This window comes from Streptomyces sp. NPDC048479 (assembly GCF_040651435.1).
Classification (GTDB): domain Bacteria; phylum Actinomycetota; class Actinomycetes; order Streptomycetales; family Streptomycetaceae; genus Streptomyces.
Genome location: NZ_JBEZKA010000061.1, coordinates 1 through 16830 on the forward strand (window position 1 = coordinate 1; position 16830 = coordinate 16830).

At 67.1% G+C, this 16830-nt stretch carries 14 protein-coding genes and 1 pseudogene; 6 read left to right on the forward strand and 9 right to left on the reverse strand.

Annotated features, from left to right (window positions below; translation table 11 throughout):
• Positions 1-1568 precede the first annotated feature (1568 nt).
• The 4 genes and pseudogenes from AB0D12_RS39760 to AB0D12_RS39775 all read right to left on the reverse strand — a co-directional run.
• Positions 1569-2117, reverse strand: a pseudogene (locus AB0D12_RS39760) (ATP-binding protein); the annotation flags it as partial.
• A complete protein-coding gene (gene istA, locus AB0D12_RS39765) occupies positions 2114-3532 on the reverse strand; it encodes an IS21 family transposase (RefSeq protein WP_362694555.1) in 1419 nt (472 codons plus the stop codon). The pseudogene AB0D12_RS39760 and the gene istA, both read right to left, overlap by 4 nt.
• A gap of 57 nt (positions 3533-3589) precedes the next feature.
• Entirely contained in the window at positions 3590-4687 is a 1098-nt protein-coding gene (locus AB0D12_RS39770; protein ID WP_362694558.1) for a transposase family protein, read from the reverse strand.
• 66 nt (positions 4688-4753) lie between these two features.
• Positions 4754-5326, reverse strand: coding sequence for a transcriptional regulator (locus AB0D12_RS39775; RefSeq protein ID WP_362694561.1), 573 nt, complete (start codon positions 5324-5326; stop codon positions 4754-4756).
• A gap of 940 nt (positions 5327-6266) precedes the next feature.
• On the opposite strand from AB0D12_RS39775, the gene AB0D12_RS39780 reads away from it, so the two are divergent.
• Entirely contained in the window at positions 6267-7298 is a 1032-nt protein-coding gene (locus AB0D12_RS39780) for a hypothetical protein (RefSeq protein WP_362694564.1), read from the forward strand.
• Between the two features lie 246 nt (positions 7299-7544).
• Here AB0D12_RS39780 and AB0D12_RS39785 read toward each other — a convergent pair whose 3' ends face one another.
• On the reverse strand, positions 7545-8423 hold the full coding sequence (locus AB0D12_RS39785; RefSeq protein WP_362694567.1) for a nucleoside triphosphate pyrophosphohydrolase family protein: 879 nt from the start codon (positions 8421-8423) through the stop codon (positions 7545-7547).
• A 115-nt stretch (positions 8424-8538) separates the two neighbouring features.
• On the opposite strand from AB0D12_RS39785, the gene AB0D12_RS39790 reads away from it, so the two are divergent.
• From AB0D12_RS39790 to AB0D12_RS39805, 4 genes are read left to right on the forward strand one after another with little or no spacing between them, the layout of a single operon-like run.
• Positions 8539-8817, forward strand: a complete 279-nt coding sequence (locus AB0D12_RS39790) for an acyl carrier protein (RefSeq protein ID WP_362694570.1) — start codon at positions 8539-8541, stop codon at positions 8815-8817.
• A complete protein-coding gene (locus AB0D12_RS39795) occupies positions 8814-9233 on the forward strand; it encodes a helix-turn-helix transcriptional regulator (protein WP_362694572.1) in 420 nt (139 codons plus the stop codon). Before AB0D12_RS39790 ends, AB0D12_RS39795 begins: the two co-directional genes overlap by 4 nt.
• The gene (locus AB0D12_RS39800) at positions 9230-10141 is read left to right on the forward strand and encodes an ImmA/IrrE family metallo-endopeptidase (protein ID WP_362694575.1); all 912 of its coding nucleotides are present in this window, start codon (positions 9230-9232) and stop codon (positions 10139-10141) included. Before AB0D12_RS39795 ends, AB0D12_RS39800 begins: the two co-directional genes overlap by 4 nt.
• Positions 10142-10194: 53 nt before the next feature.
• Complete coding sequence (locus tag AB0D12_RS39805; RefSeq protein WP_362694578.1) at positions 10195-11052, forward strand: hypothetical protein; 858 nt, start codon at positions 10195-10197, stop codon at positions 11050-11052.
• A gap of 37 nt (positions 11053-11089) precedes the next feature.
• Here the strand turns inward: AB0D12_RS39805 and AB0D12_RS39810 are convergent, their stop codons facing one another.
• Positions 11090-12106 carry a nucleotide kinase domain-containing protein gene (locus tag AB0D12_RS39810; RefSeq protein ID WP_362694581.1) on the reverse strand — a complete coding sequence of 339 codons (1017 nt, stop codon included), beginning with the start codon at positions 12104-12106 and terminating at the stop codon, positions 11090-11092.
• 48 nt (positions 12107-12154) lie between these two features.
• Between AB0D12_RS39810 and AB0D12_RS39815 the strand changes: the two genes are divergently transcribed.
• Entirely contained in the window at positions 12155-12436 is a 282-nt protein-coding gene (locus tag AB0D12_RS39815; RefSeq protein WP_362694584.1) for a hypothetical protein, read from the forward strand.
• Positions 12437-12636: 200 nt separating this feature from the next.
• On the opposite strand, the gene AB0D12_RS39820 is transcribed toward AB0D12_RS39815, so the two are convergent.
• The 3 genes from AB0D12_RS39820 to AB0D12_RS39830 are packed head-to-tail and all read right to left on the reverse strand — an operon-like array spanning position 12637 to position 16666.
• Positions 12637-12711, reverse strand: coding sequence for a hypothetical protein (locus tag AB0D12_RS39820; RefSeq protein WP_362694593.1), 75 nt, complete (start codon positions 12709-12711; stop codon positions 12637-12639).
• Positions 12681-14663, reverse strand: a complete 1983-nt coding sequence (locus AB0D12_RS39825) for an ATP-dependent helicase (protein ID WP_362694587.1) — start codon at positions 14661-14663, stop codon at positions 12681-12683. Before AB0D12_RS39825 ends, AB0D12_RS39820 begins: the two co-directional genes overlap by 31 nt.
• Positions 14660-16666 (reverse strand): AAA family ATPase, encoded by a 2007-nt coding sequence (locus tag AB0D12_RS39830; protein WP_362694590.1) that lies wholly within the window; start codon positions 16664-16666, stop codon positions 14660-14662. The genes AB0D12_RS39825 and AB0D12_RS39830 overlap by 4 nt, the downstream gene beginning before the upstream one ends.
• Between the last annotated feature and the right edge of the window lie 164 nt (positions 16667-16830).

Genomic DNA, 16830 nt, shown 5'->3' on the forward strand with positions numbered 1-16830 from the left:
GTGCCCGGTTCGCCAGCAGATTCGTCCTCAGTATGTATGTCGTCGGTGGCCTCGCCGTGCCCGGAAGAGACGATGTCAGTGAGTTCGTCGGCTGCGGACTCTGAGGTCTTATTGGTATCCATAAGCGGCATATTAGACTTGGATTCCGCGAGTCGGCTGCTCCTGTTGCGCCCAGCGCACCGGCCCCCACTTCTCCGTCGCCCACCGAGTACGCGTACTCGATCCCCCAGCCCTCTATTCCCAACCCCGGCAACAAGCCAGTTCAGGCTGACGGGGTGACGTGTGCCGCCGGACACGGGTCTGTCCAATGAACGGATCTGTCTCACATTCGGTGGTGACTAGCGTGCTGGCGGGTCGTTGGCACGGCATGCGTGACGTCAACGAGCTTGTGGACATGGTGTTTTCGGGTCTGGCTCCGCTGGTCATCGAGGACATGGTCGATGAAGATGAGCGGATTCTGGTGCGGGCACGGACACCGCAGCCGGCCCAGAGCTGTTGGCTGCCTGGGAGAACGCCTGGGCGCCGGGGGCCAATCCTCGGGGCGCGGCCATCGTGACGGCCGCCGATTCCGGGGTCTTTGGGCGGAGGGCTGGGCAGGCCGAGGGCATGGTGCAGGCTTCTGCGGAGGTCGTCGGGACGGGCCTGGGGTTGCGGCAGGAGCCGGATAGGGTGCCAGTCGGGGTGCTGCTCGAGCACGGTGTGCATGGTGAAGGTCTTGCCTGCTCCCGCGGGGGCGGAAAGGCACAGCATGCCCTGGTCGGCGAAGGTGGTCTTCAGGGCGGCCTCAGCTGCGGCGAGCTGGCTGGTGTGGACGGTGCGTGCGCCGGTGTCGAGGTGGTGGCGGGCGTGGCGGACGGTTCCGTGGGCGGTGCTGACTGTGGTGGTGCGCGTGGCCCGGTGGGAGGTCCCGTTCACCGGTCGTCGTCGCGGCGTACCGGCCGGGCGGGGCGGGCGCGGCGGACGGCCCAGCGGGCGATGGTCTCGTCGACGTCGGTCAAGCCGCGGCGCTTCATGCCTTCCAGCACGTGGTGGGTGATCTTGGACCACATACGGAAGGTGCCGCCGCCGGCTTCGAGGTCGACGAAGTTGATCAGCTCGGGCGGGGCGGTGGCCCAGACGGGGTGGAACAGTGGGATGTTCTTGACGACCTCTTCGGGCTCCATCGGCGTGAATTCCTGCCAGATGTAGATCCGTGAGGCGAGGGCGGGCTCGTTGTAGAGGGTCTTGTAGCACTCTTCGCCGCCGACGAACAGCACGGCGGGCCGGTTTACTCGCGGCTGAACTGCTGGGCCTCGTCGCAGACCAGCACGTAGGGGCGGCGGGCGAGAGAGCGCTTGAGGAGTCGGTCGAACTCGCTTGGGTGCGCGGGGGGCTTGCCTTCCAGGTGCAGGGCCTCGAACAGTTCCATTCGGATGTCGCGCGGGGTGGGCGGGAGCGGAACTGCAGGAGCAGGACCAGGTCGGGGGCGACTTCTTTGAGCGCGGCGAGAACGGAGAAGGTCTTGCCCAGGCCCGCGTCGCCGTAGATGCAGGACATGGCGCGGGCGTCGATGGTGTCGGCGATGTTCTGTTCGCCTCGGCTCGTTCCAGGGGCTGGTAGCCGACTTCATCGACCACCAGGACACTCGGCCGCAGGTAGGAGCCGAGTTTGCTGGTCAACCTGTCGGCGGCCTCAGCGGTCTTGAGGTTGCGGACCATGTCGTCGAGGCTGGTGAAGTAGATCGAGTAGCCGGCCCGGCAGGCCGCGACCGCCAGCGCGACGGCGATGTGTGTCTTGCCGACTCCGGGCGGCCCAAGCAGGGCCACGTTCGCTTTGGCCTCGACGAACGACAGGGTCGCGAGGTCCTTGATCTTGCGCGGGTCGAGCTCGGGCTGGAAAGAGAAGTCGTATTCGTCCAGCGTCTTGTGGTGCGGCAGCTTCGAGGTCCTCAGGCCGCTGCGGAAGCGCCGGTCGTCACGGACGGCGAGTTCCTCGGAAAGCACCAGGTCGAGGAAGTCGAGATAGCCCATTTTCGCCTCGTCGGCCCGCCGGGTGTACTCGTTGACGGCTTCGGCCAGGTGGGGCAGGCCGAGCTTGGCGGCCGTGGTGCGGATGCGGTTGCCGGTCAGCTCGCTCAAGACGTGTCCTTGTTCTGGGAACGGGTGGTGAAGGGGCGGGTGCCAGTCAGCTCGTCATAGACCGACAACGGCCGGCGCCCGACCTCGATCCGGCTGACCGCGGCCCGGTTCAACAGGGCCTGCAGCGGCCCGGATTCCTCACCGCGGGGACGCCCTTGGCGGGGCTGGACCGGGATGTCGCCGGTGGTCGTCCGACGCCCCTTGCCGGTGGGCAGGCCGTCCCAGTGTTTCTCCTCGACGACCCGCACTCCGCGGCCCACCGCCCGCGGGTGCATGGCCAACAAGGTCTCGCCGCTGGTATCGGGGGCGGTCGAATGCAGCATGACCTGCGACTTCGTGGCACGGATCTCGACCAGCTGGCGGGGTCGGACCTTGCGGGCGGGCACCGAGTAGAGGTTGCCGCCGAAGGCCACCAGGCAGTCCTTGCCGACCGGCCGCAGATGCCGTTCGGCCACCAGATAAGGGGTAGGCGGCAACGGCCGCAGAGCCGCGTGATCGCGGGCCGCCCGCTCGCCGATGACCTCCCGGTGCGTCTTGTGGATCTGAGCCCGCCGGTGCGGCACCCACGCGGTGAACGCGGCATCCATCTCCTCTATGGAGGAGAAGGACCGCCCGGACAGGACGTGGTCGCGGACGATCAAAACCTGGCGTTCGACCCGGCCTTTTCCGGTGGGCCGGTAGGCAGCCAGCACGTCGATGTCGAAGTCGTAATGGCCGGCGAATCCGGCCGCCTCCGGATGCAGAGGAACCGCCTCACCAGGAGCGACGTGGCGGCGGACGACGGTCTTGGTGCGGTCGTAGACGATTGTTATCGGCGCCCCGCCGAAGTGCGCGAACGCCCGCCGGTGGCAGTCGAAGAACATCTGCAGGTCCTGGCTGGTGGTGAAACAGCAGAACGGATCACGCGAGTACGACAGGACCATGTGGAAGGAGTAGACCTTCGCGATGCCCATATGCGCGAGGATCTTCCCCTCGTCACCCCAGTCAACCTGGGCCTGGGCCCCTGGAATCACCTCGAACCGGCGGTGCATGCCCGCCAGTTCCCGCGGCGTGATCCCAAGCTCCTCGGCGACCCTCGGACGGGCTTGCTGAACATAGAGTTTGACCCGCTGATAGTTGCCCGTGAACCCGTACTCCCTGGCCAGCCGCTCGTGGATGACCGCGGCCTTCATCAAGATCTCTGCCCGAAGCATCGAATCGATCAGCGGCGCGAACTCGTCGATCACCCTCGCCAACGACCGCCCGTTCGTCGACCGCCGCGGCGGAGTCGCCGGACCCGGCGCCGAGAGGTACTTGCGGACCGTCTTGCGGTCCAGCCCGGTCTCCCTGGAAATCTCCGACAGGCTCATCGCCCCGGACTCCAACAGGCCACGAAAACGCCGCAGTTCCAACCAGCGACGTGGATCCAAGACCACCGCCGACCACCCTTCGCCACCCACACTGACATGCAGCAGAGTGCCGAACGCGGCCCCTCAACACGTCAAGAACTGGGGACGTTCATCCGTACGCGGGTGGGGACGTTCACGTGTACGCCGACAGCTGTCCAGCGCCGTGACGCCGCCGTGGTCTGCCATGCGGTGTTCGGCGTTGCGGGTACGGATCCACGGCGCAAACAGGTCCACGAACCCCTCGAAGGTCAGCGCGGGGTCCTTCTCCCCCACCCGGCGTTTGGCATCGAGTTTCTGCGCCTTGGTGTAGCGGGGCAGCGTGGAGAAGAACATGCTCGTCGCCGCGCGATTGAGGTTCTCGATACTGCCTTTGAGGTGGGGCGTGTAGGGCGGCAGGACCTCCACGTGGACACCGAAGCTGCCCATGGCCTCGGTGACGGCCTGGGACAGGAAGTCCATACCGCGGTCGATGCGGATACGCCGGGGCAGTCCGCCGGCCGGGCCGTGAACCTCGTCGGTGAGGATGCAGGCCCGCAGGGCGGCCAGGATCGATCCGCGGTGCGGGTAGTGCGGCGTGACGGCCCAGCCCATGATCATGCCGGTGTGGCAGTCGCAGAACCAAGTGACCCAGGGTTTGACCAGGCGTCCATCCGCCCAGACCAGCACCGGGACCTGCTTGTGGTCGCCCTCCCATTCCTCATTACGGCAGGTGGGAGGCCGCCGCAGGTGCTGGTCGTGGGCGCGGGAGGCCGGGATACCCGACCGCAGACCTGCCAGGTCGCCCGGGGAAAGATCCAGATTCACCGCGCGGTGCAGCGTGGACAGGCTCGGCACGTGCTGGGGGTCGGCGGCTTCGTCGAGCATCTCCTGATGGACGCGCTTGATGTTCCCGCGGTAGTAGGCGAGTTTGACGCGCACCTCGTCGGTGACCGTGAACCGGGGGCGTGCCGGCAGGTCGGCTGCGCCGGAGGCACGGGCTTTCGCCAGGCGCCTCCACACCGTGCGTTGGTCGACACCGACGCTGCGGGCGACCGCCTTCACCTCGGCGCTGGTCAGTTCACCGCGTTCGCGCAGGGCGGTCAGGGACCGGATTCCAGCGGTCAGCAGTGCCTTCTGCTCACGCCTGCGTTCCGGTGTGGAGTCGTGTTCGTCAGGCGGGGTGTCGGTGGATGCCCGGTGCACCGGGATACTCCCTTCATCATGTTGGCGGGGTGCGGACGGGTGACTGCGCAGGGACTGGCAGGCGGGTCAGCCGCAGATGCCGATGTGTCTCACGTACTCGTACTTGCGGTAGTCCGAATCCATGTCGCTGATGACGTCTCTCCACAACTCCTCGAGCAGCAGGAAGTCCTGCTGGGCCCAGGCCTGCCCGATCGCGTTCCAGCGGTAGATGTTCTTCAGCCGAACCCGCAGGTAGCGCCGGTGCCGGGTTTCGACGACCTCCTGGTCGACGGGGTGGATCTCGATGCGGGTGCCGCTGTCCGCGTTCAGCACGCGGGTCAGGTAGGGGGCGATGTTACGGCGACGCAGGTCCCGAAAGGCGGGTATCAGACGCTGCTTCTCTTCCGGGCTCGGGGTGCGGTGTCCCTTGCGCCAGGCGGTGAGAGCGGCAGGGTCAGCGGTGATGTCGTGGGCCTGCAGGGCGGCAGCTGCGCCTGTCTTCGCGGCCAGGTATTTCACGGCCTGCTGGAGGTGTTCTTCGTCGCTGCGCACCCACGCGACATCGTCGAAGGTCCGCCTATCCAGGCTCGCGGCCAGGGCCCGGCCTCCCTCGAGACCCTTGGCACCCAACTCCCCGAAGCCCATCGGTTCCTCCTGCACGTGGTTCGATCTGGTCAATTCCCTGCATTGCGCATTTGGCGGGATGGGTAACCGCTCTGCAACGCCTGGGCAGGGACACGGAAAGCGCAGGTGGGTGCGCCGGCCGTGGCCGGTGTTCTGACGTATTCCCCACCGACTGGAAGGAAACTATGCCGACACTCGAACGGCAGACTTTTATCCGGACACTGCTTCGCCGGACCGCGCAACGCGCGTAGCTGTTAGCGAAAGGGTCCGATGCAGGGCGCCCGCGTGTTCCCTTCCTGGGCACATCGCGCGGGGCAGCCGTTCAGGCGGGAAACGCGCGGGCTGTTCGAGGCGGGGGGTGCGGCGCGGGGGCGCAGCGCGGCATGTCACCGGGCCCCGTGCAGAAAAGGGCAAGGTGGGAGGCGGGTTTGCGGGAGCCGTTCCAGCGACAGCAAGAAGGCCGATACGGCAGAGTGGACGGGGCGGTGATCGGTCGGCAGCCGCCTACCGTGCCGCGATGAGGGCAGGGTTGGGGACCTGGCCTGCCGGAGTGCGGCGCGTCACCGTAGTGCCCCCCGCTGACAATTCACGTGGCTACTGCAGAGTCACTTCTCGTGCCTCGTAACGGACTTGGCGGGAAGTGATACACCGCTGGCCACTTCCGCGACCCAAAGAGGCGATACACGCGTCCCGTCGCTCGGTCCACCTGCCTCACGCCGGCTTTTCGACGGAAGCTGCAAGGGGGGCACGTTGACGCCCGAGCCGATGCAGCTCAGTACTTCACCCAGCTTTATTGACGAATAACCACCCTACGAGCGGCCCGTCTTCTCGTTCTGCTGAGGCGGAACGGCAGGTCATACGGCTACGTTGACCGCCCAGCCGTGTTGCGCCTGCATGGCTGGTTCCATGCTCTTGAGTGGAGAAGAAAGCATTCTCTCCCGATGTGTTGTCAGAGGCAGTCGCAACGATGCCTCTTATGAGCCTCACTTCCTGCCTCAAGGACCCCACTTCCGCGATCGCACGTTTCCTGGCGGAGCATCTCCCCTCCCCCGACGCTGCGCTGTCCGACTACCGCCGACGCCTGGCCCGCTTCGCCCCTCCTCTGGCGCCGGATGCCGGGCCGGGCCAGCGCGCCGACTACCGAATGCTCGGCCACACCATCGATCACCGGCTTCGCATCAGCCTGGGTACGCCCACGGGTCAGCCGATCAAGGAGGGTGTCGTGCGAACCGCGTTCGACGACGACGGATGGCCCAGCTTGGAGGTCATCAACACGGTGCACGCGGCGGGGATGGTGCTGCTGGAAGAACTGCGCCAGTACGAAAGCGCTGACGGTCAGCCGCTGGCCCTCGCAGACGAGGCCGAGGAACGTCTGGTGCGGCTGTGCCACATCGCTTCCAGCTTCGAAGCCATCTTCCGCTGCGTGGGGTGGGTGCGCGGAAACAGTCTCGGGGCGTGCCGGCCAGGAGACTCCCTGAACGACATCGCCGCTGCCGTACCCGACTACGTAGTCGACGACATCCGCGGCCAGATGAAACTGGCCGCAGCACCGGGCCCTTTCGGCCGTTTGCGGCAACTCCCCGCCACCGCGAGGATCTGCGGCCCGGTGTTCGACGGCAGCCTGGACGTCGGCGGGGCGGACGCCGACTTCATCCTGGACAGGCAGCTGATCGACTGCAAGGCCACCATCCGACCGGAGCGAATGAGCCGTGCCGAGATCTACCAGCTCGCCGGCTACCTCCTGCTCGACTACAGCAATGCCTACCGCATCACCGACGTGGGGCTGTACCTGTCCCGGCAAGGCGCACTCATCGGATGGAGCGTCCAGGAATTCCTCGACCTCCTGGGATGCCGACTCACCCTCCCGGAACTGCGATTGGCATGCCAGCACGCATTGACCGGGGGTGCTGCCGGTTCGCCGGCGCCACCAGAGGCAGCGCTCCGTCCACTTCCGCGTCCCCGCAGCGCTCCTGCCGTGCAGGAAAGCCTCTTCGACGGCCTGGGCTGACTGGCGCGGGCTGGGGCAGCTGGTGCGCCGTGGCGCCGGCGGGTGTTCCAGCAGTGCTGGAACTCAGGCTGGGCGGTGTATTCCACCCAGGTGTCGCGGGTCTGCACACCAGCGCCGGGCTGGCGGAGCGAGCGCTTCCCGGCTATCCGTGTTGATCACCGCAGGGGGCGATCGCTGGATACCTGGCGACGCCCTGTCGTCTCGTGCCGCCCCGCCGGGCAAGGGGTCTTCTCCCGGCGTTCCGGTTCAGGGCTCGAGGAAGGTGAGTGTCTGTGCATCGAGGTCGAGCTGGAGGTGCCCTCCGTTGTGTTTTCGCAGCTGCCTCCAGGCGGCGTAGCCGGTCATGATGGCCTGTTCCCAGTCGGCGGCGCGCTGCACGCTCACCTCGAGGTGGGCGGTCATGTGGTCGATGGTGGTGAGCAGTTCTTGGTCGACGTGCCGGAGGTTCTCGAAGTAGTTGTGCCGGCTGGCGTAGGAGAAGACCAGGGCGGAGATGCCTTCTTCGATGGCGATGGCGCGGCCGCCGTCTTCGGCTTCGTCGGTGCCGGGGCGGCTGCGGCGTTTGCAGCCGAGGAGGAAGCGGCTGACGGGTGACCAGCCGAGGACGGCGGCGTGAGCGAAGTGGAAGGCGTCGTGGAAGCGGTAGTCGTCTTCGACGTGGGAGGCGCTGGTGAGGGGGCTGCCGGCGGGGGTTCCGTCCTCGCGGGTGACGACGATGACGGTGCGGCCGTCGGGCTGGGGGGTGGGGGTGAAGCTGACGGTGGTGCGGCGGGGCAGTTGTTCGTGGGGCGGGTAGTCGACGTCGAAGATCAGGCGTTCGGCGTGGGGGGTGGCGCGCCAGCGGTCTTTGGTCTTTTCCAGGCTGGCGGCGGCGATGTCTTCGAGGTTGAGATCGAGGAGGTGGGCGAGGGTTGCGATGTACCAGAGGACGTCGCCGAGCTCTTCGCGGAGCTGTTGCTTGGCCGGTCCTGAGTCCGGGCCGTCGCGCAGACGTTTCTTGTAGGCGGTGGCCACTGATCCGGCTTCTCCGATGAGGCCGAGGAGGGGGACCAGGACCGGGTCGGTGCCCTCCGAGGGGGGCTGGAGCGTCTTGAGGGCGGCTTGCTGGTAGCGGGCGAGATGCACACACACTCCCGTGAAGGATCTTCCAACAATGCTGTCGGATTTTCCGACAGGGCTCTACAGTAGGTGAAGTCGGGCTGTCTGTCCGGCAGTTGCGCAGAGGAGCCAAGACCAAGGCATGCCGTCGCAGAACGTCCAAGAAATCGTCGAAATCGTGATCGCGTTCCTGGCCGAGTATCAACAGCGGCCCATGGAGGACGTACACGAGGAGCTGGCTGCCAAGGGCCAGGACCTGCCGGTGGATTCGGTGCTGGTCATGGAGATCCTGGCCCGCGTCGAGGATCACTTCGGCGTCTCTGTCGCGGCCGATGCCGAGGCGGGGCGCTCACTGCGCTCGGTGTGGGCATTCGCCGAGACGGTGTACGACACCCTGCAGTCGAAGGAGAAACAGCAATGACCGCCAAGGCACAACCGGATGAGGACGCGGAACAGCGCGGCCGCCTGGGCAGGCGGCTGAAGGCCACGCGCGAGTACCTGGGGCTGTCGCAGCAGCAGGTGTCCGAGCGGACCGGCATCGTGCGCTCGGCCGTCAGCGACATCGAGCGCGGCGTGCGCAAGGTCGACACTATGGAGCTGAAGAAGCTCGCCCGCTTGTACCGCCTGTCGGCGTCGTACTTCCTTGATGACGACGAGGCGGCCGACGCCGGGGAGCATGCGCTGGCCGGCCTGCCGCGCACCGGACGGCAGTTGAGCGAGGGGGACCGAATCGAAGTGGAGCGGTTCATCCAGTACCTGCACGCCCGGCGGGCAGCCGAGTCCGAAGAGGGGTCAGCGGTGCCCGAGGAGCCGGCTGGGGCGGGGCCGGCTGCGTGAGCTGGAACGACGCGCACGGAGCGGCGATGATCGCGGTCGCCCAGGCCCACGAGGCACTCGAGGTGAAGCGTGATGGCTACATCGATGTCTTCGGTGCGCTCAAGACCGCGCGGATCGAGGTGGTGGGACAGCCGATGGGCGGGCTGCTGGGCCTATATGCGGCGCCCGCCGACGGGGGGCCCGCCTGCATGCTCAACTGCGGCCTGGACGAGGCCGGCATGCGGCACACGCTGGCGCACGAGCTGGGGCATCACCGCATGGGGCACGGCACCAGCGTGGACCACGAAGAGTATTCCTCCGGCCGGTGGGGCGAGGGGTGGCCGCAGCACGAGAAGGAGGCCGAGGCGTTTGCCTCCTGGTTCCTCATGCCTCGGTCTGCGGCGCTGGGCGCCTTGGCCCGGTGCGGCATCTCCCACCCGGCCTCCCCCTGGGACGTGTATCGGATGGCCCGCTGGCTGGGCATGCCTTATGCGACCACCGTGCGACACCTGGTGCGTCTGAAGATGATCGACCGGTCCACCGAAGCGCTCTGGCTCAAGCACTCCCCCGGTGCACTCAAGGCCGAGTTGGCGGCAGGACTGCCGCTCGGTGGCGGCGCTCACATCCATCTGCTGGGGCCGGCGGCGCACCGCGGGACGGTGTACGCCGCGACCGGCGACTGTCTCCTGCTTGAGATGCCAGCACTCCACTGGGACGGCGCCCCATCGGGAGTGAGTACGACGGCGCCCGCCGCCGAGGGACAGCTGTCCTTGCTGGGCGAGACCATCCCTGTACCCCGGTCCTTGTGGGTGACCGACGAGTGTACTGCGCCCCTCATGCTGACCGCGTCTGCAACGAGCGGCGAAGTGTTCGCCGTGACCGTGCACCGCACCCCGCACCGCCGGGGCTCCGACCACTTCTGGGTCTGAGCACCGCGCACACCTTGCACGTCACTGTCCGCCCGGCCGTAGGGAGTGAGCCGTTGCACACCTTCACCGTCGACGCCCCTGACGTCTCCACCGCGTGGCTAGATGCATGCAGCCGTCTGGAGCCGCTGCCGAACGCGAAGGCCTTCCACACCGTCGTGCGGATCGCCGACCCGCGCCGGGAGAAGCCCGGCCTGCGTGCCGAACTGGACCGGCTGCGCGGCGCACGCACCAACCCGGCGCTCTACCCGATCGACACGGTCGTCAACACCCTCTTCCCCATCCAGCTCGCAGCGGGGTGCACCACCCACGAGGAACTGACCGATCGCTACCGCACGCTGTATCCGCGGCTGCGGGAGGTACGGCGCAACGCGCACGGCACCTACTTCGGTCGTCTCATCGCTTACCCCGGAGCCGATGGCAAGCCTGACCCGGTCGACCAGCTCGCCCGGGTCATCAAAAGGCTGGACACACTCCGCAAGTCCGCGCGGTGGAACGCTGTCTACGAAGCCGACGTCGCCCACGTCAACGACGCCGATCCGCCAGTCGAGCGCGAGCGCAGTGGCACAGCCGCCGCCGATGAAGCGCCGGGCACCGAGGCCGTGATCCGGGTCGCTGCACGGGACACCCAGCCCCTCGACTTCCCCTGTCTGAGCCACTGCTCGTTCCAGCTCGACTCCGCCACCAACACAGTGCACCTGGCCGCCTACTACCGCAGCCACTACATGTTCGACCGCGCCTACGGCAACTACCTCGCCCTCGGCCATCTCAATGCCTGGGTCGCCGCCCAGGCCGGCCTCACGCCCGGCTCGCTGACCGTCATGGCCGGCTGCGCCCGCCTGGGCTGCACCAAAGCCGAACTCGCTGCCCTGCAACAGACCACCACAGAAACGCTGTTCGACCTCGGAGCCTGATTCGGGCGCTCGACCGCGATGCATGCGGGCCTGCGGGTCAGGCGTTCAGGCCCCACTTGGGCGGGAACCACGCCGTCATGGGCGCAGCGTCCAGACGGTAGGACTGCTTGATCCGACTGCGCCCGCTGATCCCGGCGATGTCCGGGTGCGCGACGCGCGCGTACTTGTCGACCTCACAGAACAGGTTCTGGCAGTCGATCAGCTGCAGCGGCCGGCCCTTCAGCCCGGTGAATGACAAGCCCAGCCGGGTGAAGTGCTCCTCCTGCGTGTCGGCCATGTAGCGGATGATGTCAGCCTCGATCCCGTCCGCCTCGCGCCCGAAGCACTTACGGACCCCGTCGCGAGCCCCCGGGCCGGGCACAACGAAGTCCATCTCCGAAAAGGGCATCTGAGCCGCATAGTTGAGATCGATGAGGTACTGGTAGGCCAGGAACGGGCCGATCGCCGGATAGGAGAGCAGCACCTCGTAAGCGTCACGCATCGTCGGCGCCGCCAGGACGCGCTCGGGCGCACCGGACGTCATCATCATGTCCAGCAGCCGCAGGTGGTTGCGGTGCTTGCGATCCTCGCCCAGCTGCGGCGGCGGCACGATGTAGGCGGCCGAGTACAGTCGCTCGCCCTTCGCGAACGCCCCCGACAGCACCCGATCCAAGGCCTGGTAGTCGTAGTTGTCCCACCGCACCTCCCCCAGCGCGTCGTTCAGCAGACGCCAGGTGGAGCTCTTGTTGAAAATCTTGAACAACAGGGTGCGGAAGAAGACCTCGCGCCACTGCTGGTCGCCGCGATGGATGACGTCGCGGATGAGGACCTGGCTGACACGGTCGGCCGCCCGGAAGCAGTTGGTGAACCGGTGCTGGGTCAGGATCGGATCATCCGTCCACGGCCGTGCCCGCCCGGAGAGCCGCGCCTCGTACACCGCCTGCCGGGCCGCGGCGAACCGCCAGTAAGTGTCAAACACCGCCGAAGGACGCAGCGTCCGACCCGCCACCCGCACCACCGCCGGAGCGGACACATCCCGCACAGGCGCCTGACGGTCTTGCAGCAGCGTCACCATACGCGCAATATATATTCGTTATACGACGACTGTCACCAAGGAGGACCCGTGGAATTGCTGTGCCATCAGGCGCGCCGCACCACCTCGGTCGCCTGGCCCGCGGACGTCGACCAACGGCTCAACCTCCTGGTGCGCGCGGCCGCCGCCGCAGGCGAACAGACCTCCCGCGCACAGCTACTGGCCGCCCTGGTAACCGCCGTCCGGGTTGATCCGGACCACCTGGCCGAACTCCTGCACCGCTACCGACGGCTGCCCGCCGACGCCCTGGCAGACCACAGCAGCCACGACTTCCCCTCCGTCCGCGCCCCGGGGCCACGTCGCACGAGGTAACGAGCGGAACTCGCAGCAGTCACTACTCTCATGGTCGCTCGTTCGCCCCAGCATCCACTCTCCACCACCGGAGCCGAGTCTCCCTCCTTCAATGGATCGCCCAGATCGTGGGCAAGCGCCGACGCCACGTCTCCCCCGCGGGCGGACTGGCCCAGCGGGCTCTCCCGGGGGACTCTGCCGCTACGTATCGTTCACCGGCTTCACCGAGGGTGGGCCTGCCAGTTGGCGTTCTTGAGGTCGTGGATCAGCTGAGCCGGGTCCTCGATGGAGTAGATGTCGTGGTGTGGAAGGCAGGGTCACAGGAGCCAACACGGCATCTGACCTCGACTTCGTCGACGAATCTCGATCGCCGTGAAGGCCGCAGGCGTTCGGGGTACCACTGATTCGCCGGCATGGTGTATCGGTCGCCTTCGATGAGCACTGCCTCTTCTCTGGCGCGTGTGAGGGCGACATAGAAGGCTCTGCGCGATTCCGCCACGGCTTCAGTGCTCGGCCGTCTGCTGGGGTAGTAGAACGGGAGGAGGCCTTCTATGAGGCCGGGAAGGATGACGATCCGGAACTCGCGGCCCTTGGCGCTGTGATAGGTGGTCAGGGCGATATGGCCCGGAATCTGTCCTCCGGCGAGCTCCGCCATCGTCAGGTCGCCGACGTGCGCCAACGCCTCAGCTGTTTCCTGATCGCGCTGATCCGGGCTGCCGTCTGCAAGTTGGGTGACACCCAAGATGCCCAATAGGGCGGTAAGGAAGGCGGACGCGGGATGTGCTGAGGTTTCACGGCCGGGGGCGTCCAGGAGCGCTGCCATCCGCCGTGACAAGGCACGGCGGGTGTTGTCCGGGTCGTTCAGGTTGGCCAGCTGGAGTTGGCGATGCCAGATTGCCGCGAGTTCGCGAAGAGATCGTGCCGGTGCTACGCCAGCTCCAATGCGGCGGGGGGCTGTGGCACCCCTTGTGGCGTGGCCCGGCAGCGGTCCGGCCAGTCGGCGCGCTGTACAGGCGGCGATGAGATCGGCGAGTGGGCCGCTGGGGCGGCGCCGCTGCTTCTCTTTGTCGAAGGGGATGCTGGCAGCCTGTATCGCTGTGGTGAGTTCAGTAAGGAGGGGGCCCTGGGAGCGGTAGAGGACTGCGATGTCTTCTGGTGGTATCCCGGCTGCCAAGCGGTCTTGGAGGACCTCCACCGTGCGGGCGGCGTGCTCGTCGAGGTCGCCGTCGGCGGGGATGATGGTGACGGTGCCGACGTCGTCTCGGTCGGGTGCGGCTCGGTAGCCGCGGTCTTCGCCGAGGACCGCGTGACCGGCTGCGATGAGGGCGCTGCCGCTGCGGTAATTGATCTTCAATGGGACGGTGTGAAAGCCCCGGCGGGCGCTCAGCTGATGCAGGTAGCGGGGGCTGGCGCCCTGGTAGGCGTACATCACCTGATCGGGGTCGCCGACGGCGGTGACGTGGGCTCCTGCGTCCAGCATGGCTTCAACCAGGGCATGCAGTACCAGGCCGAGATCTTGGTATTCGTCGACGACAAGGTGGGGAAAGCGGGCCACGAGTTGCTCGCGCGCGGTGCGGCTGCGGCGCAGCAGGGCGAGGGCGCGGAGGGGCATGGCCTCGAAGTCGAGGGCGTTGTTCTCCCGTAGCAGCTGCTCGTAGACGTGGACGGTGCGCAGGTATTCCTGGGGATAGTCGGCTACGGGCTCCTCGGCGCCCATCAGGCGGCGGATGAGCTCCAGGGTGGTGCGGTTTTGGGGGTTGATGTCTAGGCCGCAGCGGTAGGCGGCGGTGTCCCAAAGGTCCCTGCAGGATGACGTGTCGGGGATGGTGAGGTCTTCGGGGAGGGGGTCGCCAATCAGGCGCCCGTAGGGGCGCAGGATGTGGTGGAGGCAGAAGGCGTGGACGGTGGTGCTGGACAGGCGGCGGCCCGGGCGCAGTCCGAGTTTTTGAAGGCGCACGGTGGCCTCATGGGCCGCTGCTTCGGTGTAGGTGATGGCGGCGACGCCGCGGTGGCGGCTGGTGGTGGCCAGTAGGTATCCGACGCGGGCGACCAGGGTGCGGGTTTTCCCGGCGCCGGGGCCAGCGAGCACGGCAAGGTTGCCGTGGTGGGTGGCGGCTTGACGTTGATCGGGGTGCAGCGCGCCGAGCTCAGCGGCCATGGCGGGCGGCAGCATGACGGGTCGTGGCGTGGTGGGAGGAACCGGGGCTGGCCCGTGCGGAGGCTCGGTGTCCTTGTCTGTGGCCGTCATCCGTTGCTTCCTGGGTAAGGGGCTGGTGTTCCAGTGGCGGCGGCTTGGGTGTCGTCGGCTGTGGGGAACAGGGGAAGACCGCGGAAGGTGCAACTGAGGTCGTCCAGCAGGGCGAGGACCGCCCCGGGCCCCTCGATGGTCAGAAGGTCGTCCCGGGTGATAGGCCCCTCTATGCGCTCGAGGAATGCCAGGACACGGCTGCGCAGGTCCGTGGCGGCGGCGACGTTCGCGGCCAACCGCTGCGCGTAGCGCCCCTTGCCGATGTCTTCGATCTTGTCGACCAGGTCACGGCGCTCCTCGTTGGTTGCGGTGCCGTCCTTGACCGGGGTTAGGGCTGTGCCGAAGGCAGCCCTGGTGCTCTCCCGCTGCCTGAAGGCGGAGTACGCCGTGGTCATCTCCTGGTGCAGCAGGGGGGCGATGTCGGTTTCCAGCGTGTGGTTGCCGACGTAGACACCGATCCGTGTCGCAGCCTCTACCACGGGTTTCCGGTCGGCGCGCGAGCCACAGCCGGGCAAGTCCTGGGCGGTGACGCTATCGATAGCGCGGTCGAGTTCCTGGTGTAGATCGTCTTCTCCGGCGATCCGCGCCAGGTTGCGGGCCCGCCAGAGCCCCGGCTCCTTCTGGTGCCGGTACTCGCCGTCGGTGGCATCTCCGTCCGTGAGAATCCAGTGGGGGCGACGCAACGCCCGGGGCCCCAGAAGGGTGGCATAGGGGGCGAAGTCGGTGCCTTCGACACTGGATACGACGATGCCATGGTCGTCCAGGGGAAACCCCGCCGCTTCAGCCAGGGCGGGCAGTAGATAGGCGTCGGCTGCGCCCTCTACCAGGACCGTGCCCCGGGCGAAGAGGATCTCTGCACGGGTGACGTTGAGGTAGCGCTCGAGGTCGGCTGTTCCTGCAGGCGTAAGCAAGCCGGGCGGTACGACGGCGCCTAGGGTTTGATCGCCGCTCATGCTGGTCAGGACAATGCTGGACAGCGGGGTGACGGCGGCAATGTGCGGGCTGTGTGTGGTGAGCAGGAGCCGGTTGGGCTCGTGCAGAAGGTGAGCGAAGACCTTACGTTGCAGGCTGGGATGAAGGTGCGCCTCGGGCTCTTCCACGGCCAGGAGCGTGTCCTCGCCGTCGCTTGCCTGACGGCGCAGCTTGAGCCGTTCGAGCAGCAGCGCCAAGTAGACGACGTTCGCTGTTCCCGTGGAGGTGTACCGGATGCCGCGGCTGCTGCGGGGATCGATGAAGAGCTGGACGCTGCGAAGCAGGTCTTCTTCCCTGCCGGCGAAATCCAGCGAAGGAGCGAGTGGAAGCTGGGGGCCGGTCATGGCGGACAGCCGGGCAGCAAGCTCACTCACAGCTTGCTGCATGGTGGGGTCCTGGGAGAGCAGGTTACGTGCTTCTTTCAGGGCTGCCAGGGTGGACTTGACGATATCGGCGGAAGGAGGGCGCTCGCGGAGCAACTGGACCAAAGGGCTGCGGTCTGCGCGGGCGAAGTCGCCCTCGGCATCGCGCAGGGCCGGAAGAACGGACAACGGGACGTAGTCCTTGGCGTGATGCATGTCCACACCTGGGTCGTCGGCACCGTAGATCGTCCAGGAGTAGTCCTCCCGGGTCAGTTCCTGGCCTGGCTGTGCGCCGAAGACGGCCTCAGCAGCGATCTTTGGTTGAAATAGGTAGGTCAGCCGGGCAACCCTGGGCTCCCCATCTTCGGTGATGATGGCGCCGTCGAGCGTGGCGATTGCGTCCTCATCGTCGTCGAAGTCCGAGAGTTCGACCTCAACCCTGACCTCTACTCCTTCGTGTAGGGCAGGGGCGCAGTCGTGGATGTCGTCGGCTTGGAGCCTTCGCCACCGGTTGGACAATTCGGGGTCGAGGACCAGGCGCAGGGCGTAGAGCAGGTTGCTCTTGCCGACACCGTTTTCCCCGACGATCACCGCCGGGGTCGGGAATGGATCGATCACGAGGTCACGGAAGTTCCGGAAGTTCGTGATCCTGATCTTTGACAGGCGCATTGCGCTCCTCCCCCGGTGGAAAGCCCCGCGCCACACCCGTTCCAGGCGCCTCGCACGTAGACCCTCAGCCTAGTACTGCAATCACAGTTACGGGGTGTGTCCGCGTTGTTTGTAGTGGCTGTTGCGGGCGCGTGTCTGGCTGAGTCTGCGCCAGTGTGACCAGT

Bases quoted from the DNA above. Each gene is read 5' to 3' on its own strand.
- AB0D12_RS39795 (WP_362694572.1), top strand. From the start codon at position 8,814: ATGACCGCCAAGGCACAACCGGATGAGGACGCGGAACAGCGCGGCCGC.
- AB0D12_RS39810 (WP_362694581.1), bottom strand. From the start codon at position 12,106: ATGGTGACGCTGCTGCAAGACCGTCAGGCGCCTGTGCGGGATGTGTCC.
- AB0D12_RS39830 (WP_362694590.1), bottom strand. From the start codon at position 16,666: ATGCGCCTGTCAAAGATCAGGATCACGAACTTCCGGAACTTCCGTGAC.
- AB0D12_RS39790 (WP_362694570.1), top strand. From the start codon at position 8,539: ATGCCGTCGCAGAACGTCCAAGAAATCGTCGAAATCGTGATCGCGTTC.
- AB0D12_RS39780 (WP_362694564.1), top strand. From the start codon at position 6,267: ATGAGCCTCACTTCCTGCCTCAAGGACCCCACTTCCGCGATCGCACGT.
- AB0D12_RS39825 (WP_362694587.1), bottom strand. From the start codon at position 14,663: ATGACGGCCACAGACAAGGACACCGAGCCTCCGCACGGGCCAGCCCCG.